14 protein-coding genes are annotated in these 20170 nt (G+C 63.5%); 12 read left to right on the top strand and 2 right to left on the bottom strand.

From position 1 onward, the window contains the following. Positions 1-505 precede the first annotated feature (505 nt). From QOL82_RS24030 to QOL82_RS24020, 3 genes are all read left to right on the top strand, one after another. Positions 506-1072, top strand: a complete 567-nt coding sequence (locus QOL82_RS24030; protein ID WP_283444844.1) for a PEP-CTERM sorting domain-containing protein — start codon at positions 506-508, stop codon at positions 1070-1072. A gap of 656 nt (positions 1073-1728) precedes the next feature. Next, positions 1729-2148 (top strand): DUF2061 domain-containing protein, encoded by a 420-nt coding sequence (locus QOL82_RS24025; protein ID WP_283444843.1) that lies wholly within the window; start codon positions 1729-1731, stop codon positions 2146-2148. Positions 2149-2551: 403 nt separating this feature from the next. After that, positions 2552-3370, top strand: coding sequence for a DUF3494 domain-containing protein (locus QOL82_RS24020; RefSeq protein ID WP_283444842.1), 819 nt, complete (start codon positions 2552-2554; stop codon positions 3368-3370). An 84-nt stretch (positions 3371-3454) separates the two neighbouring features. On the opposite strand, the gene QOL82_RS24015 is transcribed toward QOL82_RS24020, so the two are convergent. Next, positions 3455-7282, bottom strand: coding sequence for an ATP-binding protein (locus tag QOL82_RS24015; protein ID WP_283444841.1), 3828 nt, complete (start codon positions 7280-7282; stop codon positions 3455-3457). A 399-nt stretch (positions 7283-7681) separates the two neighbouring features. Between QOL82_RS24015 and QOL82_RS24010 the strand changes: the two genes are divergently transcribed. Beyond that, complete coding sequence (locus QOL82_RS24010) at positions 7682-8050, top strand: hypothetical protein (protein ID WP_283444840.1); 369 nt, start codon at positions 7682-7684, stop codon at positions 8048-8050. A gap of 28 nt (positions 8051-8078) precedes the next feature. Here the strand turns inward: QOL82_RS24010 and QOL82_RS24005 are convergent, their stop codons facing one another. Next, the gene (locus tag QOL82_RS24005; RefSeq protein WP_283444839.1) at positions 8079-9149 is read right to left on the bottom strand and encodes a methyltransferase family protein; all 1071 of its coding nucleotides are present in this window, start codon (positions 9147-9149) and stop codon (positions 8079-8081) included. A 586-nt stretch (positions 9150-9735) separates the two neighbouring features. Here QOL82_RS24005 and QOL82_RS24000 point away from each other — a divergent pair. The 8 genes from QOL82_RS24000 to QOL82_RS23965 all read left to right on the top strand — a co-directional run bounded on the left by QOL82_RS24000 (position 9736) and on the right by QOL82_RS23965 (position 20062). Next, positions 9736-10902 (top strand): ABC transporter substrate-binding protein, encoded by a 1167-nt coding sequence (locus QOL82_RS24000; protein ID WP_283444838.1) that lies wholly within the window; start codon positions 9736-9738, stop codon positions 10900-10902. Positions 10903-11097: 195 nt separating this feature from the next. Further along, a complete protein-coding gene (locus tag QOL82_RS23995) occupies positions 11098-11952 on the top strand; it encodes a branched-chain amino acid ABC transporter permease (RefSeq protein WP_283444837.1) in 855 nt (284 codons plus the stop codon). Positions 11953-11968: 16 nt separating this feature from the next. Next, positions 11969-13003 carry a branched-chain amino acid ABC transporter permease gene (locus tag QOL82_RS23990; RefSeq protein ID WP_283444836.1) on the top strand — a complete coding sequence of 345 codons (1035 nt, stop codon included), beginning with the start codon at positions 11969-11971 and terminating at the stop codon, positions 13001-13003. Beyond that, on the top strand, positions 13000-13734 hold the full coding sequence (locus tag QOL82_RS23985; RefSeq protein WP_283444835.1) for an ABC transporter ATP-binding protein: 735 nt from the start codon (positions 13000-13002) through the stop codon (positions 13732-13734). The genes QOL82_RS23990 and QOL82_RS23985 overlap by 4 nt, the downstream gene beginning before the upstream one ends. After that, positions 13724-14431, top strand: coding sequence for an ABC transporter ATP-binding protein (locus tag QOL82_RS23980; protein ID WP_346772312.1), 708 nt, complete (start codon positions 13724-13726; stop codon positions 14429-14431). Before QOL82_RS23985 ends, QOL82_RS23980 begins: the two co-directional genes overlap by 11 nt. A 67-nt stretch (positions 14432-14498) precedes the next feature. After that, on the top strand, positions 14499-17963 hold the full coding sequence (locus QOL82_RS23975; RefSeq protein WP_283444833.1) for an indolepyruvate ferredoxin oxidoreductase family protein: 3465 nt from the start codon (positions 14499-14501) through the stop codon (positions 17961-17963). 169 nt (positions 17964-18132) lie between these two features. Next, positions 18133-19428 carry a sulfite dehydrogenase gene (gene soxC, locus QOL82_RS23970; RefSeq protein WP_283444832.1) on the top strand — a complete coding sequence of 432 codons (1296 nt, stop codon included), beginning with the start codon at positions 18133-18135 and terminating at the stop codon, positions 19426-19428. Further along, the gene (locus QOL82_RS23965; protein WP_283444831.1) at positions 19415-20062 is read left to right on the top strand and encodes a c-type cytochrome; all 648 of its coding nucleotides are present in this window, start codon (positions 19415-19417) and stop codon (positions 20060-20062) included. Before soxC ends, QOL82_RS23965 begins: the two co-directional genes overlap by 14 nt. Positions 20063-20170: the final 108 nt, after the last annotated feature.

The following is a 20170-nucleotide window of genomic DNA, read 5'->3' as shown; positions in this document are numbered from 1 at the left end:
AACTTGTTAAAGCCGCTTAGCTGATTTACCGTCTGCTGATTTTCGGCGCCGACCTGATACAGCATCCAGCGCCGAGCCAGAAAAATCCCGTGCAAAGATGCAATTTTGATATTATTTATAGTATGAGACTTGTCAGATTCATTTTGGCCATTCTTCTGGTTTTGTTTTCAGTGGGATTTCTCATCCTGATTTTTTTCCCGTTCGCCCGACCAGTCTACAAGTATCTGGAATCACTTTTCAGCGCGTAACCTAGTGCACGCTCTTGGCGCCGGCTCAATACGCAACGGAGCTAAGTTGGATGTTGGGAAGCCCAATCTGTCTGTTTGCGCTAGCATCTATTTCCTATCCATCACTTTAACCCCAATAATTGCGTGTCGACAATTCTGACAGTCGAGGACGTGGGAATAGTTGTTAAAAAGTTAAGTAATTGATTTAAAAGAATTATTTCTCTATGGTATGTAAGTTGCTATTCTGAACTTATTGAATTTAAACCGAGGAGACCAAGATGAGACTTACTATCAAACTGAAAATTGTTGCCACTACATTCCTGCTTTCTGGAGCAGTGCATGCTGCTGTACTTGAGGGGCAAACTCTGGGATATGACTACAACTATCCAACGGTTGGGGTTCACTATCCTGCTACCGGCACTACGCCCTATCCTTCTAGTGTTTTGGTGCGCACCGGTGTGGAAATACCGAATATTGTGGATAACATCGCAAGCCTCGATATTTCGGATACAAATCTGCTGCTTAATTTCGGTAGCAATGGGAATTTTGGCGGCAATGTACCGTTTAATGGATTTGTCCTCACGGACGTCAATGGGACAATCCCTGACTTTAATTCGGTGACGATCAACGATTCAAGTACGCTAGCAGGTTTTGATAGCTCCAGAATATTTTTTGATGCAAATACGATTCGGATTAATTTTGTAGGGCTACCTTTCGGAACCGGCAACATTTTGTCGCTAGACGTTGCAGCCGTTCCAGAACCAGCTACCGTTGCCCTGCTTTGCCTTGGCCTGTTTGGCTTCGCCGCATCGCGCCGCAGGTTAGCAAGAAGCAAGAACGGATAAGCAGTTGAACTGCGCCATCGAAGCCCGCCGCATGCGGGCTTTTTTGCGTCCGCATTATTCGGTATCTGAAGCAGTGCCTAAAAATAAGGCAGAAGTTACACACAGAATTGGTGCGTAAGCCTGTGGATATGTATGGGGAAGTTCGATCAAGTACTTGATTTAAAGCATAAATATCATCTTGCATAAAAACCGGTCGGGCCGCATATGCACATTCCTTTCCAACGCACTGTCCACAGGAAACCCGTCCGCGCCATGCACAGGTCATTCACAGCTTTTGCCGTGGACCGCGCCATTGCAGGCTAATGAACCGTGCATTGACTTCGTTATCAAGTAAAGCGTTTACCGCCGGACTGGCTAAGAGCACGCACCGTTTCCTGGACAGGCTGCTTGGTGTACCCAGAACGCAAGTTTTGCAGATTCACCTATTTCCCAAGCGGCGCCCCAAGACCCATGAGTGGCTGTATGTGGCCTTGTTCCCCATGACGACGCCCGGCGCAGGAACAGATTCACACACTTGGCAGTGCCGGCATCCGAAATCCAGGCATTGACGATATAGAGCAACCCTATGAACTTCCTAGCATCAATCAATTAGAACTATTTAATGAGAATAATTATCATCTGTCCCAATAGTCCAGAACAATCAACGGGAGGATCAGATGGTCATTGCAGCAAGAACAGTCAGCCAGGTCGTCACGCACATGGGCATCGCCTTCGGCATCATGTATTTCCTGACCGGTTCGGTGGCCTTTGGCGGACTTGCCGCGTTGCTCGAACCGATGATCAACGTGGTGCTGCTGCCGCTCCACGCGCGCGCCTGGGCGAAGGTCCGCGCCGGACAGCCTTCCGCAAGACGGGTCACCTTCCTTGCCACCGAAAAGCTCAGCCAGGCCGGCATGCACATGGGGGTGGCTTTTGCCGTGATGTATTGGGCTACCGGCTCGGCTGCGTTCGGCGGCCTCGCCGTTGTGCTCGAGCCAGCCTGCAATATGCTTCTGCTTCCGTATCACGACCGGGCCTGGGAGCGTTTCGCCCAGCGCCTTGAAACCAGACGCGGCATGCAGCCGACGCCAGCCTGAGTCGATCCACGATCACCCGTATCTTTTGGTTACCCCAGGGGCGCCTCAGCATTAATGGCGCCCCATTTGTCTCCACGACGGCAATGGGCGCATCACGCCTGGGCAATGCCGCCAGCGCCCGCCTTGGCAGCTTAGCGCGACTCTTTGGCAGGTTCAGGGCCTAGCCGATCAGACTGTCGTCTGAGGACATCATTAAAAAGTCTTGTCAGAATAATTTACACTTCACTGGAAATTCGCGGGATTAAATTCGTAACTGTTTGATGTTTATAAGTAATTTTCCTGGGCTCAATAATTGCTAGAGGGAAGGAATTAGTAAGAAGCAGGGCTATATGTGATTAAGCGTGTAGTTAAATCGAGCTCGACGACAAGCCGGCAATAAGCCGAGCGCCAGATAAGAGATTACATGCACACCTTTGGAATGACATCAGCGGCCGCGCTCCTTGCCGCACTTGCCTTCAGCTCTGCTCCCGCGCTTGCAGACTCAATCCTCGGATCCGCCGAAAGCTTTGCGGTATCAGGCGCTTCGACCATCAGTAATACTGGTCTCACTATGATCAATGGTGATCTCGGTCTGTCACCCGGCGCCTCGATCACCGGATTGGGCAGCATTGACATCACAGGCACGGTGCACAACACCGACTCGGTCGCACAGCAAGCACAGTTCGATGCGCTTGCTGCATACAACTTCCTGGCAGCGCAGTCATCCGCCCAGTCCGTTAATTTAAGCGGACAGGACCTGGGGAGCGTGGGCGTCCTTCTGCCGGGTGTGTATCGGTTTGATTCAGACGCTTACCTGACGGGCAATCTCGTTCTTGACGCGATGAACGATCCCGGTGCGCTGTTCGTATTCCAGATCGGAACCGCATTGACGACTGCCAGCAGCGCCGTCCTTGACCTCATCAACGGCGGGACGAATGCCAGCGTCTTCTTTCAGGTTGGAAGCTCAGCCACGCTTGGGACCGGCAGCCTGTTCGAAGGCAGCATTCTTGCGAACCAGAGCATTACGCTGAACAACAGCGCTTCGATACGCTGCGGTAGGGCGCTGGCCTTAAACGGCGCCGTGACGATGGATACGAACACGATATCGACCAGTTGCGCCACCGCCCCTGATTCGGGAAATGGACAGGCCATTCCCGAGCCGGCGCCTCTGGCCCTTCTGGGGATTGGTCTCATTGGCGTTGCCGCATCGCGCCGCCAGTCAGCAAAGCGCAGGAACGCGTAAGCAGTCCAGCTACACCCTCGGAAAGCCCGCTGCGTGCGGGCTTTTTGCATTGGCAACCCCGGATGCGACTGGCGGCCTGGCCAGCTACGGGTGTCTCGCACGCCTCGCCGCCGTCAGCATGCGGTCGATGGTGGAAAACTCCACCGGCTTGGTCAGGTGCTGGTCGAACCCGGCCTCCAGCGCCCTGGCCCGGTCCGCCTCGCTTCCCCAGCCGGTCAATGCCACCAGCACCGCGTGCTCCACGCCGGCAGTCTTCCGCATGACCTTGGCGACCTCGTAACCGTTCATGCCCGGCATGCCGATATCGAGGATCACCAGGTCTGGCCGGAATGCCTGGGCTTCCTGCAGCGCGCGATGGCCGTTGTCGACCACGAGCGTCGCATGCCCGCTCAGATCGAGCAGCTCGGCAAGGCTCTGGGCGGCGTCCGTATTGTCGTCCACCACCAGCACCCGCAAGCCGGTGGCGGCGCTATCGGCGCCGGCCGCGCCCGGAACGGAGGAGAGCGGCGCCGGACCCGCATCGGCGGCAAGCGGCAGGCGCACGGTAAAGACGCTGCCGCGTCCGCTGCCGGCGCTGACCGCGGATATCGCTCCGCCATGCAGCTCGATGAGCCGGTGCGCCAGCGACAGGCCGATCCCGAGCCCGCCTTGCGAGCGCTCCATGTTGCGTCCGACCTGGGTGAACATTTCAAACACTTCCGGCAGGGATTCCGCCGGTATCCCGACCCCGGTATCGGTGACCGAGACAACTGCTTCGGACCCGACGCGATAGGCGGTTATGTCGATGCGACCGCCGTTCGGGGTGTACTTGGCGGCATTGTTCAACAGGTTGCTGAGGACCTGCGACAGCCTGACCGGGTCGCCATCGAGCGCCAGCACTTCCTCGGTCATGTCGATCGTCAGGTGGTGGCCGGCGGCTTCCATCAGCGGCAGGCTGGTCTCGACGGCATTGGCGACGATCCGGTGCAGTTCCACCCGTTCCTTGCGCAGGGCGACTTTCCCGCTGCTGATGCGCGCCACGTCGAGCAGGTCATCGACGAGGTGCACCATGTGGAAGACCTGGCGCTCCATCATGTCCCGGACCTTGTTCCATGCGGTCGTATTGCCCGCTGTCAGCCGCATCACTTCGAGCCCGTTGCGTATCGGCGCCAGCGGGTTGCGCAGCTCATGGGCGAGCGTGGCCAGGAACTCGCTCTTGCGGCGGTTGGTCTCGAACAGTTCGTCGGCGAGGAGCTGCAGCTTCTGTTCGGCGCCCTTGCGCTCGTGGACATCGATCACGCTGCCGATGTAGCCAAGGAAGCTGCCGTCCGCGTCGAAGCGCGGCGCGCCGGAATCGATCACCCAGCGGAATTCGCCGTCATGCCTCCTTGACCGGTAATCCAGCACGAACGGCGCATGTTCCGAATTTGCCGCCATGAACACGCGTGCGACCCGCTGCTGCTCCTCCGGATGAACGCTCTGCAGCCAGTTCAGGAACGGACCATCAGCTGGCTTGCGACCGGTGTACTCGAACCAGCGCTTGCTCAGGTAGGTGCACCGGCCACTGGCGTCGGTGATCCAGAGCATGGCCGGCGACGAATCGACCAGCGAGCGGAAGTAGGCTTCGCTTTCCTCCAGCGCTTTGCGGGCGCTGCGGCGCTCGCGGCTCTGGTCGATCTGTTTCTTTACCCTGGCCAATAGCTCATTGGCCGCGAACGGCTTGACCAGGTAATCGTCGGCGCCGGCCTGCAATCCCTCTATCCGCGCTTCCTCGCCGGCCCTGGCGGAAAGCAGGATCACCGGAACATGGCTGATCGCCTCGGTCGCGCGTATCTTTTTCAGCAGCCCGAAACCGTCCAGCCGGGGCATCATCACGTCGCTCAGCAGCAGGTCGGGCGGCTTGCGCAGCACCGCGGCCAGCGCGTCCTCGCCATCGGCGCAGGTCTCGACGACCATGTCGCGTTCAAGCAGCCCCTTCACGTAATTGCGCATGTCGCTGTTATCGTCGACCACCAGCACGCGCGCCCGCTGGCGACCAGCGGCAGCCGGCGCTTCGGCGACGCCAGGGTCGGCAGGCCGCGTCGCCGCGTCTTCGGGAAGCCAGCGCAACGCCTCCTCGACGAAGGCCGCGCCGATGGCGCCGCCCGCTCGCTCGTCGGCTGGCGTCGCCGCAATGTGCGCGGCGGGCAAATGGGATGTTCCGAATGGAATATCGACGTAGAAAACCGAGCCCACACCGACCCGGCTTTCGACATGGATGTGGCCGCCGTGCAGCTTCACCAGTTCCTGGAGCAGGGCCAGGCCGATGCCGGTGCCTTCGAAGCTTCGACCCTGCGCGCCCTCGACGCGGTGGAAGCGCTCGAAGACCCGCGGCAATTCCGCGTCGGGAATGCCGCTGCCGGTGTCGCGCACCGACAGGCGCGCCGCATTGCCGTGGCGTTCGAGCCTGACCTGCACGGCGCCCTGCATCGTGAATTTGAAGGCGTTCGACAACAGGTTGAAGACGATCTTTTCCCACATGTCACGGTCGACGTGGACCGGCTCCGGCAGGTCTGACACGGCCACGTCGAAATCCAGCCCGGCTTTCTCCATCGCCGAGCGAAAGACGCTCGTGAGATCCAGTGTCAACCGGGACAGGTCCAGCGGCGCATAGACTGCCTGCGCCCGTCCCGCCTCGATCTTGGAGAAATCCAGCAGGGAATTGACCAGTTTCAGCAGGCGCAGCGCGTTGCGGTGGGTCACCTCCAGCCGGGCGCGCTGGCGCGGGCCGAGCGGTTCCTCTGGATCGGTGAGCGAGTCGTCGAGAGGACCGAATATCAGCGACAGCGGCGTGCGGAATTCATGGGAGACATTCGAGAAAAACGCGGTCTTCGCGCGGTCGATCTCGGCCAGCGCTTCGGCCCGCTTCTGTTCCTGCTCGTAGGCCGTGATATTGCCGACCGCGGTGTTGACGGTATTCATCAGCAGTTCGTAGAAGCTGCGGTACTCGGCATCGAGCGCGCGGCGCGCGCTCACGCCGGCCACCACGTAGCCGTATGGCTGCTCCATGCCCGCGACGCTGATCGGCAGGATCAATGCCGAGGTCGGCGCTTCCGGATACGGCCCGCAGTCGACGCGCCCGAAGCGGCGTTCCAGGTCAGGGACTTCCTCGATGGCGCGCGAGCGGGCGGCTGCCGCGAACGGCCACCCGCCATCGGCCGACGAGTCGACCGTCGGTGGCGCAAGCGGCGCGTCGGCGGGCAGGCCGGCATTGGCACAGAGGTGCAGGACGCCATCCGGCGCGGCCTTGTAGAACAGGATGAATGGCAGGTCCGGCAGCAGGTTCGGATGTTCGCTGGAGAGCAGGCCGCCGAGTTCGCCGATGGTTTTCGCCCGGTTCAGCTGCACCGACAGGTCGCGCAGGCTCTGCGTGCGGCGGGCGCCGAGCACCTGGTCGGTGTTCTCGGTAATCGGGTGAAAGATGCCGCCCACGTTGCCGGACTCGTCCCGGATCGGCGAGAACGAGAACGTCATGAAGGCTTCTTCCAGGTAGCCGTTCCGATCCAGGAACATACGCTGGTCACGGATATAGGTGCCTTCGCCCCGGTGCGCACGGTCGAATGCGTCGCCGACGACCGGCAGGGCGGTGGCCCAGCAAATTTTGAAATTCTGTCCCATCGACTCCGGATGCTTGGCGCCGCAAATCGGACGGTAGCTGTCGTTGTAGATCTGGATATCCTCCGGACCCCAGGCGACCAGGATGGGAAAGGTCGAGGACAGGCACAGGCTGACCGACGTGCGCAGGCTTTGCGGCCAGGTTTCCACCGGGCCGAGCGGGGTGCTGGACCAATCCATCGAGCGGATCAGCGCGCCCATCTCGCCGCCGCCGGAGAGCCAGTTAAGGTCGTCGGAAGGCGACATCTGGACGCTGGCGGCCTTCGTATTTTCTTGCACCCCTAATTCTCCGGCCTGATTTCAAAAACTGTTAATTATACCAACTTTTAATGTTAATGATATGCAATTAATTGACAGAATGCATGAAATTAGGGCCGTCGTTAGCCTGTAATGGATCGCACCGGCCGGAGAGGAAGACCAGCCAGGCTCGCGCATTTTAAAGGATGACGCTCTTTGCCGTGGGCGATGTTGACCAATAGTTCATTGCGATCGCGCGACGGCTTGCCCGCCTTGCCCGATAGCGGCGTCGAACGCGGCGACTGACGCAATTGCGCAATTGCGCGTCAGCGGAACTCGAAAAGCCGGATTGCATCCAAGTTTTTCCGCTTATGTCGCCGTGAATGAACGAAAGCGGCATCTGATCCCTGTGGAGCGGACAACCTTTACCAGGAGCCTCCGATGAAGCCGCTATTCCACCCGCTGATTGCCTCGATTGTCGTGTCCGCCGCTGCGCTCGGCGCCGGGCTGAATGCCCATGCGCAGGGCGCGACCTCCGGCGATTCAGGTTCATCCTCATCCAGCAAGCCGTCGTCCCGCGCGAAGTCCAGCGATGCCGAAAAGCCGGCGGGCTCCGTTTCGCCGGGCACCGCCACCTCCGGCTCGCCCGGCGTCGGGAACATGCCGGGCGGGACCACGTCCGGCAGCGTTTCGGGAAGCTCGACCACGGCGCCCAAGACCGGCTCATCAGGCGGGCCTGGCACGACTGGCTCACCGGAAACCGGCGTGCCGGGCACCGGCGCCCAGGGCGGCGACATGAAGGCCAAATAGCAGCCTGCTGGCCTGCGCATCCGCAGGTTCAGGCAAGGCCGGGAATGAAACGGAAGCGCACTTGTTGCATGTAGCCACGGTAATCCGCGTGGCGCGACAGGTGCCGCTCTTCTGCCAGCGCCCGCAGCAGGTAGATGCAGGCCCAGCCGGCCATGCAGAAGCCGGTCCAGAAAAATTCCTTCGGCGACGTTTGCGCCAGCACGTAAAGGAGGGGGATCGCGCCGGTCCACCACGCGAGATTTTTAAACAGGTAGGCAGGGTGCCGGATCAAGCGATACAACCCGCGGCGCACGATGCCCCGGTGCATCAGGTTCGAGCACTTGAAGCCCAGCGACACGCTGGCATACGCGTACAAGGCAAAAAAGGTCAGGAGCATGCCATTGATGACGAGATGCGCGGTCATTGAAAACGCCGGGTAGGCGGGCGCAAGCTCGACCACCTGCATCGGCAGGATGGCGGCCATCGCGGCATTGAACGGCGGATAGCAGACCAGGCAGGCCATCCAGCCGCCAACGCTGGCGTCGACGCTGACGACCTCATTGCCGAGCATGCGCGACTGGACCAGGTAGCCGACGACGAAGGGAAAGAAATCGACGATGAAGATCAGGTTCAGGACCAGGTAATGCAGGCGGCTGTTATAGAACGAGAACCAGTCCGGCATCGTCCCGCCGGCCACCAGCCTGCCCAGCTGACTGAGCTGGTCGTCCGCATAGGCCAGGTAGGCGACCAGCCCGTGTATGCAGAATGGGATGAAGATGAACTTGAGTAGCAGGCACAGCATCGCCTGCCGGTCTTCCTCGCCATCCTCCGCTGCTTGCGGCGGCTGCAGCCGGGCAAGGCGCCGGCATGCATGGCGCAGCATGATGTACGCATGGCTGAACCTGCCGGGTCGCAATGCGTAGTAGGGCAGCAGGGCCAGCGCATAGACGCATGCAAAACCCTGCAGCGCCACCGGGAAGGTGACGGTCCATCCCGTGCCATGGGCAAGCCAGGAAGGCGTCCAGTGGACCCGGTAAAGGGCGATGTAATACGGACTGAGCGCGGTGTAAAAATACAGTCCGGCCACAATGACCGCCATGGACGCCAGGTAGCTGAGCATGCAGCGCCTGAACGCGGACGGCGCTTTCGCGATTCGGGGTGAAGGCAATGGGCTTGCTGCGGCCGCCAGGCCACCTGCATTCCGCCGCGATGCGGCTCCGGCTGTGTCGGTCGGTTCGGCGGACATGCAATCCCCTTCCCATCCAGTTACAGGCAATAACATCGGGCATGCCAGGCGTCCTGCGGGCCGCATGCCGCCTGGTTGCGTCTTCCTGCATAGACTGCGGCGAGGCAATCAAATTCCTGCGCGCCATCGTTATCATCGCCGCGCGGGGCGGCTTGATCCGTGCATTCCGACCCCGAAGCAAACCATCCGGTTCCGTCCGTCCACAAGACCCGCACAGCGAAATTTGGTTTTACCAGTTGACCGCAAACCGAGCAATGCAGTATGGTTATTTCAAGTGGGAGCCGCGTGAGACGGAATGACACCACCTGGTATCGACAAAGAAAAAACCAAAGGAGTGAGACATATGACCGAGTCTGTACGGGCCGGGATTTTCCGCCCTGATTCTTTACGACAGCAGCATTCTTCCACCCACCCCACGGCCCGCACGATAGGAAAGTTGCTGGCAACGGCCGCACTCATCATGGGCGCCGCAGCCGCTTCCGCCCAGAACAAGCCTATCAAGATCGGTGTGCCCACCGCAATGCAGCTGCAGGTAGGGCGCGACACCCAGGACGCCATCAAGATCGCCATGGACGAAATCAATGCCAAGGGCGGCGTGCTCGGGCGCAAGCTTGAAATGGTCGTGGCGGACGAAACCGAAAACCCGGAAACCGGCATCAGCGCCATCAAGAAGCTGACGGCCGACGAGAAGGCCGATGTGCTGATCGGCGGCTACACCAGCGGCGTGACGCTGGCCCAGCTGCCGCATATCACGACCGCCAAGACCATCTACCTCGGCGTCGGCGCCGCCTCCCCGGCCATCACCGCCAAGGTCAAGCAGGACTACGACAAGAACAAGTACATCTTCCGCGTCGGGCCGCTCAATGCCGCGCACCAGGCGCGGCAGCTGGTCGACTTCGTCTCCGGCATGCTGATCGGCGAGCTGGGCTACAAGAAGATCGCCATCATCGGCGAAAACGCGAAATGGGTGCAGGACCTCGTGCCCATACTGAAAAAGGGCGCGGGGGAAGTCGGCGCCGACGTCCGGCTCACCGAGTTCTTCGACTCCAGCACATCGGACTTTTCGCCGCTGCTCTCGAAGGTGCGCGCCAGCGAGGCGCAGTTCCTGCTGGTGATCCTGTCCCATGCGTCGAGCGACACGTTCGCCAAGCAGTGGTATGACGCCAGGGTGCCCATCCCTTACGGCGGCATCGACGTCAAGAGCATGGACGGCGACTTCTTCGAGCGCGTGGGCGGCAAGTCCATCAGCGAGGTGGCCGCCAACTTCGCCGTCCGCGCGCCGCTGACCGCCAAGACCGTTCCCTTCTTCGACGAGTTCAAGAAGCGCACCGGCAGGGTGCCGGTCTACACCGCCTTCGGCGCCTACGACGCCGTCTATGCGTATGCGCAGGCAGTCGAAACCACGAAGAGCATGGATAGCGACGGCATCATCAAGGCGCTGGAAAAGACCTCGATGACCGGGGTTCCGGGCACGCTGGAATTCGACGACAACCATGACGTCAAGGCAGGCGGCAAGAACATGAACCTGCTCTTCGTCCAATGGCAGGATGCGGGCAACCGTGTCGTCCTGTGGCCCAAGGAACTGCGCACCGGCAAGTTCATCATGCCGCCCTGGATGAACAAGTAAGCAAGTAAGCCGGCGCAAGCACCGGCCAGCCCCGGCGTGCCGCACAGGCATGCCGGGCTTGCAAGCACCATGGATTAATGAACGCCGAGGTCCGCCGCACGGCTGCGCCGCGCCGCGTCACTTGTCGCGCACTTGCGCGCGCTGCCTGCCAGCCGCCGTGCGCGGCGCCATTCCGGCTCGTTCCAGGAGATGACTTTGCTAGAGATACTGATATTCGGCGCCGTGACCGGGGCGATCTACGCGATGCTCGCGGTCGGCTTCACACTGATCTTCGGCGTCGCCAGGGTGCTCAACCTGGCGCACGGATCGTTCTACGCGCTGGGCGCCTACGGCGCCTATGCGCTTACCTCCATCGCGCACCTGCCCCTGTGGCTCGCGGCCATCCTGACCGTCGCTGGCGTGGCGCTGTTCGGCGTGATCGTCGAGCGCGTCTTCATACGGCCCATGCGGGCGTCGCAGCTGGCCGTGCTGATGATATCGCTGGCCGTGGCGCTGGTCGTGGAGCAGGCCCTGTTCCTGACGTTCGGCTCGGAATACCGGAACGTGCCGTCCTTCATCGACGCCAAGGTCAGCATCGGCGGCGTCGATATCGCCGGGCAGCGGCTGCTTGCGCTGGTCGTGAGCGGCCTGGCCATCGGCGCCCTGTACCTGTTCATCCAGACCACGCGCCTGGGAAGCGCCATTCTCGCCATTTCCCAGGACCCGGAAGCGGCCCAGTACATGGGCATCCCCAGCGACCGCGTCTTTTCCGTCGTGATGGCCCTGTCGGCCGCGCTTGCGGCGCTGGCGGGCATCATGGCCGGGCCTTTCCTGTCGGTCAATCCGTCCATGCACCTGCTGCCCATCGTGAAGGCGTTCGCCATCGTCGTGGTCGGCGGCCTGGGCTCGATACCGGGCAGCATACTGGCCGCCTTCATGCTCGGTTATGCCGAGACGCTGGTGGCTTACCTGGGCTCGAGTTCATGGACCGAAATCGTGTCGGTCCTGGCGACGCTGCTGATGCTCGTGCTGCGCCCGGCGGGATTCTTCGGCCGCCGCGCCGCCTTTTGACTTCGGGATGGCAATCATGAACAGTCTGCGATACAAGAATATCGACCGTGGCGGCGCGATCATCGCCGTCGCCATCCTGGCCGTGCTGCCGCTGGTGTTCGGCGGCCGCTACCTGGTCGGCGTGCTGACCGTGGCCGCGATCTACGGGATCTGGGCGGTGAGCTGGGATTTCATGTCCGGGCTCACCGGCCGTGAAAACTTCGGCCACTCGCTCTTCATCGGCGTGGGCGCCTATGCGGCCGGCTTCATGAACACCGTCTTCGGCTTCGGGCCGTGGTGGAGCCTGCCGGCCTCGATGGTGGTGGCGGTGATCTTCGCGCTGATCATGGGCCTGCCGACGCTGCGGCTCAAGGGACCCTACTTTGCGCTGGCGATGCTGTCCGGCGCGGTCATCATGCAGCGGCTCATGCTGATCTTCTGGGAGCACACCGGCGGCGAAGAGGGCATACAGGGCATCGAGCCGCTGCTGTCGTCGCCGCTGCATTACTACTGGTTCGTGCTTGCGATCCTGGTCGCGATAACCGTGCTGCTGGTCGCGCTGGCGCGCTCGAACTGGGGCCTGATCCTGAAGGCCATACGCGGCGACGAGGCAACCTGTCTGGCGGCCGGCCTCAACATCACGTTCTACAAGATCGCGTCGCTGATCATCAGCGCGGCCTTCGCCGGACTGGGCGGCGCGCTGTACGCGCATTACCAGCAGCAGGTGAGTCCGCAGCTGTTCGCGGTCGTGACGTCCATCACCATCATCACGATGGTCTACGTCGGCGGCATGTCGTCGATCTACGGCGCCATCGGCGGCGCGCTGCTGCTCACGCTGATGACCGAGCTGCTGCGCGACTTCGGCGAGTGGCGCCTGATGGTCTACAGCCTGGTGCTCATTGCGATCCTGTTCTTCCTGCCCACCGGCCTGGTCGCGCCGACCTGGCAGAAGTTGCGGCAGCGTATCGCCGGCAGCGCCGGCGACAGGGCGCCGCGGCCGGCGGCCCGGCCCGCGAAAGACGGATTGCATGCGGGCGACGGCAAGATCGCCGGCAATGGAGAAACGATATGACGCTGCTGTCAGTGAAGGATCTCGACAAGCATTTCGGCGGCCTGCATGCGGTCAAGCAGGTGAGCATGGAGGTCGAGCGCGGCGAGATCGTCGGCATACTGGGACCCAACGGCGCCGGCAAGACCACGCTGTACAACCTGCTGACCGGCTTCATCCCGGCCGACAGCGGCACGGTCACGCTGGGCGGGCGTTCGCTGCGCGGCGTGCCGCCCCATCGCATCGTCGGCCTCGGCGTGGCCCGCACGTTCCAGCTGTGCCGTCCATTCGTCGGCATGACGGTGCTCGAGAACGTGATCGTCGGCAGCCTCGGTCCCCGGGTGCCGCCATGCGACCTGGAGACGCGGGCGCGCGGCCTGCTTGCCGATGTGGGCCTGGCCGGCAAGGAAGAGACGCCCGCGGAACGGCTGTCGTATGGCGACCAGCGGCGCCTGGAGATTGCCCGGGCACTGGCCACCGAACCCGAGCTGCTGCTGCTCGACGAGCCGTTTGCCGGGCTGGGTTCCAGTGAAATCGAGGAGCTTTCCGTGCTGATACGCCGCCTGCACCAGGAGAAGGGGCTCACCATCCTCCTGATCGAACACAAGCTGCGCGAGTTCATGAAGCTGGTCTCGCGCGTCATCGCCATCGATTTCGGCGAAGTGATCGCCACCGGCTCGCCGGCGGAAATCGTCGCCGACCCCCGTGTCATCGAGGCCTATATCGGCCGCCAGGAGGTTGAGCATGCTGCTTGAGATCGAGCATTTGCGGGCCTCCTACGGCAAGGCGGCCGCGCTGGAAGACATCACGATGCACGTGGACAGCGGCGAACTGGTCGCCGTGCTCGGCCCGAACGGCGCCGGCAAGACCACGCTGCTCAAGGCCATCTCGCGCTCGGTTGCGGGACAGGGCAGGCTGGACTTCGACGGCGCTTCCCTGCACGGCCTGCCGGCCCATGCGGTGGTGGGCCGCGGCATCTGCCATTGTCCGGAAGGCCGCCGCCTGTTCACCGAGCTGACCGTCAAGAAAAACCTGATGCTGGGCGCCTACCTGCGCAACGACCGGGTCGCCATCGAGCGCGACTACCAGCGCGTCTGCGAGCTGTTCCCCATCCTGCGCGAGCGCGCGTCGCAGATCGTCAGCACGCTGTCCGGCGGCCAGCAGCAGATGGTGGCGATCGGCCGGGCGCTGATGGGCGCGCCCAAGCTGCTGCTGCTCGACGAGCCGTCGGTGGGCATCGCGCACCGGCTGAAGGTGGAGATCTTCAATGCGATCCGGACGATACGCGAAGGCGGCGTCGCCATCCTGATGGCCGAGCAGGACGCGCAGTCGGCGCTGCGCATTGCCGACCGTGTCTATGTGCTCGAGCATGGCCACGTGGCGCAGAGCGGCACGGCCGCGGAACTGGCCAGTGACAACCGGATCCAGCAGATCTATCTGGGCGTCGCCTGACGCCGGCGCGGCGTCGCCGGCTGCCTCCCGAAACGATAACCACGGCATTTCCGCCATCGCGACCATCATGAAAAAAGTAGTCCTCGACGACAAGTACACGCTGGAAAGCGGGCGGGTGTTCCTGACCGGCGTGCAGGCGCTGGTGCGCCTGCCCATCACCCAGAAGCTGCGCGACCGGCGCGCCGGGCTGAACACGGCAGGCTATATCTCCGGCTACCGGGGCTCGCCCCTGGGCACCTACGACGGCGAACTCGGCAAGGCCGCCAGGCACCTGGACGCCGCCGACATCCGCTTCGTGCCCGGGGTGAACGAAGACCTCGCCGCCACCGCCGCCTGGGGCACGCAGCAGGCGGAAATCGGCGGCGAAGGCAAGTTCGACGGCGTCTTTGCGATCTGGTACGGCAAGGGGCCGGGCGTGGACCGGTCCGGCGACGTGTTCCGGCATGCCAACCTGGCCGGCACCTCCCGGCATGGCGGCGTGCTGGTGCTGATGGGAGACGACCATACCTGCGAATCGTCGACCACCTGCCACCAGTCGGAATTTGCGCTGGTCGATGCAAGCATGCCGATCTTCAGCCCCTCGGGCGTGAAGGAGCTGCTCGAATACGGGCTCTACGGCTGGGCGCTGTCGCGTTACGCCGGCTGCTGGGTGGGCATGAAGTGCGTCAAGGAAAACGCGGACGCGTCCGGATCCGTCGAACTCAACCCGGCGCTGGATATCGTGCTGCCGGACGACATGGCGTTGCCGCCCGACGGCCTCAATATCCGGCTGCCCGATACGCCGCATGCGCAGGAATACCGGCTGCACAACTACAAGATGGATGCGGTGCGCGCCTTCGTCCGCGCCAACCGGCTCGACCGCGTGAGCATGGACAGCCCGGGCGCCAGGATCGGCATCATCACCCACGGCAAGAGTTACCTGGACGTGCTGCAGGCGTTCGACGACCTTGGGCTCGGCGAGGCCGAACTGGCGCAGGCCGGCGTGCGGCTTTACAAGGTGGCCTGCACCTGGCCGCTGGAACCGGAGGGCGCGAGGGCCTTTGCGGCAGGGCTGGACCTGGTGATCGTGGTCGAGGAAAAGCGCAGCCTGCTGGAAGCGCAGCTCAAGGAGATCCTGTACGGCAGCGCGGCTGCGCCGCGCATCATCGGCAAGAAGGATGAAGACGGCCGCATCCTGTTCCAGCCCGAACTCGCGCTGGACTCGGTGCAGGTCGCCATCGCCATCGGCGAGCGGATCGCGGCGCGGCAGGCGCTGCCGGACCTGCAGCAGCGGGTCGGGCTGCTGCGCCAGTTGAGGCAAGGCCACGCGCATGTCGAGCCGCTGGCGCGCACGCCGTATTTCTGCAGCGGATGCCCGCACAACTCGTCGACCGTGCTGCCAGAGGGCAGCAAGGGCTATGCCGGCATCGGCTGCAGCTGGATGGCGCAGATGATGGACCGCCAGACGCTGGGCTATACCCACATGGGCGGCGAAGGCATGGCATGGGTCGGCGAGGCGCCGTTCTCGACCCGCACGCACATGTTCCAGAACATCGGCGACGGCACGTATTTCCACTCCGGCCTGCTCGCCATCCGGGCGGCTGTCGCGGCCGGCACCAACATCACCTACAAGGTGCTGTTCAACGATGCCGTCGCGATGACCGGCGGGCAGAAGCATGACGGCACGCTGAGCCCGGCCATCATCACGCGCCAGGTGCATGCGGAAGGCGTGGGCAGGATCGTCGTCGTCACCGACGAGCCGCACAAGTACCCGCCGTCGGAACCGTGGGCGCCAGGGGTGACGGTGCACCATCGGGACGAACTCGACGCCGTGCAGCGCGAACTGCGCGAGGTGGCCGGCGTCAGCGTGCTGGTCTACGACCAGACCTGCGCCGCCGAGAAGCGGCGGCGCAGGAAGAAGAACGTGCTTGCCGATCCGCCCAAGCGCCTGGTCATCAACGAGCTGGTCTGCGAAGGCTGCGGCGACTGCGGCGTCAAGTCCAACTGCGTGTCCCTGGTGCCGCTGGAAACCGAGTTCGGCCGCAAGCGCGCGATCGACCAGTCCGCCTGCAACAAGGATTATTCCTGCAACAAGGGCTTCTGCCCGAGCTTCGTGACGGTCCACGGCGGTCAGCTGAAAAAGAAAGCCGGGCTGGGCCAGGACGTGGCGGTCTTTCCGGCGCTGCCCGAACCGGCGCTGCCGTCGCTGGAAGGCCGCGTGTACTCGATGCTGATCACCGGCGTGGGCGGCACCGGGGTCGTCACCATCGGCGCGGTGCTGGGCATGGCGGCGCACATGGAAGGCAGGGGCTGCGGCATTCTCGACATGGCGGGCATGGCGCAGAAGGGCGGCTCGGTCTGGTCGCACCTGCGTTTTGGCGCAGATCCGGACGACATCAAGGCGATCCGGGTGGCCAGCGGCGGCGCCGACCTGGTGCTGGGCTGCGACATGGTCGTCACCGGCGGCAACAAGACGCTGGCCGTGGTGCGCCACGGGCACACCCGGATGATCGTCAACGCGCACCAGATGATGACCGGCGACTTCACCCGCGACGCCGACCTGCGGTTCCCGGCGCAGTCGCTTCGGGACAACATCGAGGCCGCCGCCGGCGCGCCGCAGGCGGAGTTCATCGACGCCACCCGGCTGGCCACGGCCATCCACGGCGACACGATCGCCGCGAACATGTTCATGCTCGGCTATGCCTACCAGCGCGGGCTGATCCCCATCCCGGCGGCGGCGATCAATGACGCGATCGCGCTCAACGGCGCCGCGGTGAAGATGAACCAGGACGCTTTCCTGTGGGGCCGCCGTGCAGCGCATGACATGCAGGCGGTCGATGCGCTGATCGCGCGCAGCCAGGGAGCGGGCGCCGCCGGCCGGCTTTCCGGCACGCTGGACGAAATGGTCGCAAGGCGGCAGCAGTTCCTGAGCGCCTACCAGGATGCCGCCTATGGCGAGCGCTACGCGGCCCTGGTCGGCAGGGTACGGGCGTGGGAGTCGGAGCGCTTCAACGGCAGGACGGAAATCGCGACCGCGGTGGCCCGCTATTACTTCAAGCTGATGGCATACAAGGACGAATACGAGGTCGCGCGGCTGCAGTCTTCGCCCGAATTCCTGGACAGCATCCGGCAGCAGTTCGAAGGCGATTTCAAAGTGTCCTATAACTTCGCGCCGCCCGGCATCGGCGCAAGGAAGCCGCAATCGGGCGAGCCGAAGAAAAAGGAATTCGGCCCGTGGATGCTGCCCGCGCTGCGGGTCCTGGCCCGGCTGAAGTCCCTGCGCGGCACCGCCTTCGACATCTTCGGCTATTCAGCCGAGCGCCGCGTCGAACGCGGCCTGATCGCGCGTTATGAGCAGTCGGTGGCCCGCATCCTCGAGAAGACCACGCCCGCGCATTACGAGACGGCAGTGCGGCTGGCATCGGTGCCCGAGCTGATCCGCGGCTACGGCCATGTGAAGCAAGCCCACCTGGAACGGGCCGAGGTCGAGTGGGCCGCCGCATCGGACCAGCTTGAAAGGCCGCCTTTCATCGAACTGCATCGGGCCGCCTGATTTTTGTACGGCCTGGCTGCAGGCCGGCGATGGAGTAGAGCGCAGCTGCCAACGTTGAACTCTCCGGTCGGAAATCAATCGAACAGGTCGTCGCTGGAAGAAGCAAACCCACGTGCCGCGCCGCGATGGCTGGACCATCCGGCGCGCCGCAAAGCGGAAAGGAACCGAGATGCCGGTATCTGACGATGCAGAAGGGGCGGGACCCATAACGGGGCCGCTGGCGCAGGCGAACCGGCGGCGTTTCCTCACCCGCAGCGCCGCGGCGGCAGGCGTGCTGGCGCTGGACGGCCTGCACGGAGCGGCCGCTGCCGACAGGGCCGCCAGTGCTGGCGCCGCGGCATGGACCCATGAGCAGGGCAAACCCATCCTCTCGCCGCCGTACGGCCTGCCGTCGCCGCATGAAGCCGACGTGGTGCGCCGGCCGACCGACTTGACGCCGACGCCGCTGTCGTCCTGGAGCTTTACGCCGCTGCAGGACCTGGACGGCATCATCACGCCGAACGGGCTGTTCTTCGAGCGGCATCATGCGGGCGTGCCGGCGATCAGCCCGGATGCGCACCGGCTGGTGATCCACGGCATGGTGGACCGGCCGCTGATGCTGAGCATGGATGACATCCTGCGGCTGCCCTCGGTCTCGCGCATCCACTTCCTCGAATGCTCGGGCAACACGCTGACCGAGTGGAAGGGGCCGAAGGAGAAGACGGTGCAGGGCACGCATGGCCTGCTCAGCTGCGCCGAATGGACCGGCGTGCCGCTGTCGGTGCTGGCCGAGCAGGTCGGCCTCCGGCCGGGCGTGAAATGGATGTTGGCCGAGGGCGCCGACGCGGCGGTGATGGACCGCTCGATCCCGATTGCCAAGGTGCTGGACGATGCATTGCTGGTGTATTCGCAGAACGGCGAACGGCTGCGTCCCGAGCAGGGCTATCCGCTGCGGCTGCTGTTGCCCGGCTATGAGGGCAACATGAACATCAAGTGGCTGCGGCGCCTGAAATTCAGCGACCAGCCGTTCTATACCCGCGAGGAGACATCGAAGTATTCCGACCTGATGCCCGATGGGAAAGCCCGCCTGTTTACCTTCGACATGGAGGCGAAGTCCGTCATCACCTCGCCGTCGGGCGGCATGCGCATCGGCGCGCCCGGCTTTCGCGAGATACGCGGCCTCGCCTGGTCTGGCCGCGGGCGCATCAGCCGGGTCGATGTCTCCGTCGATGGCGGCCGGAACTGGCAGCAGGCGCGGCTGCAATCGCCGGTCCTGCCGAAATGCCTGACCCGCTTCCGGATGATGTGGAACTGGCAGGGCGGCCCGGCAATATTGCAGAGCCGGTGCATCGACGAGACCGGCTACGTGCAGCCGACGCTGGCCGAACTGGTCGCCGTGCGCGGCCTCAACTCGGTCTATCACCTGAACGCGATACAAAGCTGGGGCGTGGCGCAGAACGGCGAGGTGACCAATGTTCACGCGTGACTGCAGGACCGGCCTGGCCGCGCTGGGAATGCTGGCCCTGTCCGCTTGCGGCAACCTGGCCGGGCAAGGCGGCGCCCAGCCGTCCTCCTCCGGTGCATCGCAGGCGGTGTATGCCGGCGACCGGCCGGCGGCGGGAATCCAGTACGGCATCGGCGCGGCCGCCAGTCCGGCGCAGGTCGCTGCCTGGAATATCGACGTGCAGCCGGACGGAAGCAACCTGCCCGCCGGGTCCGGGTCGGTGGCGCAGGGACGCGCGCTCTATGCGCAGGCCTGCGCCAGCTGCCACGGCCAGCAGGGCGAAGGCAAGCCGATGGACAGGCTGGTGGGCGGTAAGGGCACGCTGAACTCGGCAGCGCCGGTGAAGACCGTGGGCAGCTACTGGCCTTATGCGACCAGCGTTTATGACTACATCCACAGGGCGATGCCCTTCAATGCGCCCGGAACGCTCAGTCCCAGCGACGTCTACGCGGCAACCGCCTACCTGCTTTACATGAACGGCATTGTCCCGGAGAACGCGGTGCTGGATGCGCGCACCTTGCCGCAGGTACGGATGCCCAACCAGGACGGGTTCATCGGCCCGGACCCGAGGCCGGATGCGCGCAATGCCGCGTGCATGAAGGACTGCGGCCGCTAGAGTGTTTGCTCGGCGCATTGCCACGAGTTGACTGCGGGACAGGCCGTTCCGCGGCATCGCCCCTCAGGGCGAAACGGAGGCGCATGGGCACGCGATGAGGCCGCGCGC

The sequence above is a fragment of the Noviherbaspirillum suwonense genome, assembly GCF_900182955.1.
Lineage (GTDB): Bacteria > Pseudomonadota > Gammaproteobacteria > Burkholderiales > Burkholderiaceae_D > Noviherbaspirillum_A > Noviherbaspirillum_A suwonense.
The sequence above is the reverse complement of the archived record's forward strand: the minus strand, read 5'-3'. Positions and strand labels throughout refer to the sequence as shown.

What these genes read in the sequence shown, in the direction of transcription:
- QOL82_RS23985 (WP_283444835.1), top strand. Translation starts at nt 13,000, where the DNA reads ATGACGCTGCTGTCAGTGAAGGATCTCGACAAGCATTTCGGCGGCCTG.
- soxC (WP_283444832.1), top strand. Translation starts at nt 18,133, where the DNA reads ATGCCGGTATCTGACGATGCAGAAGGGGCGGGACCCATAACGGGGCCG.
- QOL82_RS23965 (WP_283444831.1), top strand. Translation starts at nt 19,415, where the DNA reads ATGTTCACGCGTGACTGCAGGACCGGCCTGGCCGCGCTGGGAATGCTG.
- QOL82_RS24020 (WP_283444842.1), top strand. Translation starts at nt 2,552, where the DNA reads ATGCACACCTTTGGAATGACATCAGCGGCCGCGCTCCTTGCCGCACTT.
- QOL82_RS24005 (WP_283444839.1), bottom strand. Translation starts at nt 9,149, where the DNA reads ATGCTCAGCTACCTGGCGTCCATGGCGGTCATTGTGGCCGGACTGTAT.
- QOL82_RS23990 (WP_283444836.1), top strand. Translation starts at nt 11,969, where the DNA reads ATGAACAGTCTGCGATACAAGAATATCGACCGTGGCGGCGCGATCATC.
- QOL82_RS23980 (WP_346772312.1), top strand. Translation starts at nt 13,724, where the DNA reads ATGCTGCTTGAGATCGAGCATTTGCGGGCCTCCTACGGCAAGGCGGCC.
- QOL82_RS24025 (WP_283444843.1), top strand. Translation starts at nt 1,729, where the DNA reads ATGGTCATTGCAGCAAGAACAGTCAGCCAGGTCGTCACGCACATGGGC.
- QOL82_RS24000 (WP_283444838.1), top strand. Translation starts at nt 9,736, where the DNA reads ATGGGCGCCGCAGCCGCTTCCGCCCAGAACAAGCCTATCAAGATCGGT.
- QOL82_RS24010 (WP_283444840.1), top strand. Translation starts at nt 7,682, where the DNA reads ATGAAGCCGCTATTCCACCCGCTGATTGCCTCGATTGTCGTGTCCGCC.
- QOL82_RS23975 (WP_283444833.1), top strand. Translation starts at nt 14,499, where the DNA reads ATGAAAAAAGTAGTCCTCGACGACAAGTACACGCTGGAAAGCGGGCGG.
- QOL82_RS24030 (WP_283444844.1), top strand. Translation starts at nt 506, where the DNA reads ATGAGACTTACTATCAAACTGAAAATTGTTGCCACTACATTCCTGCTT.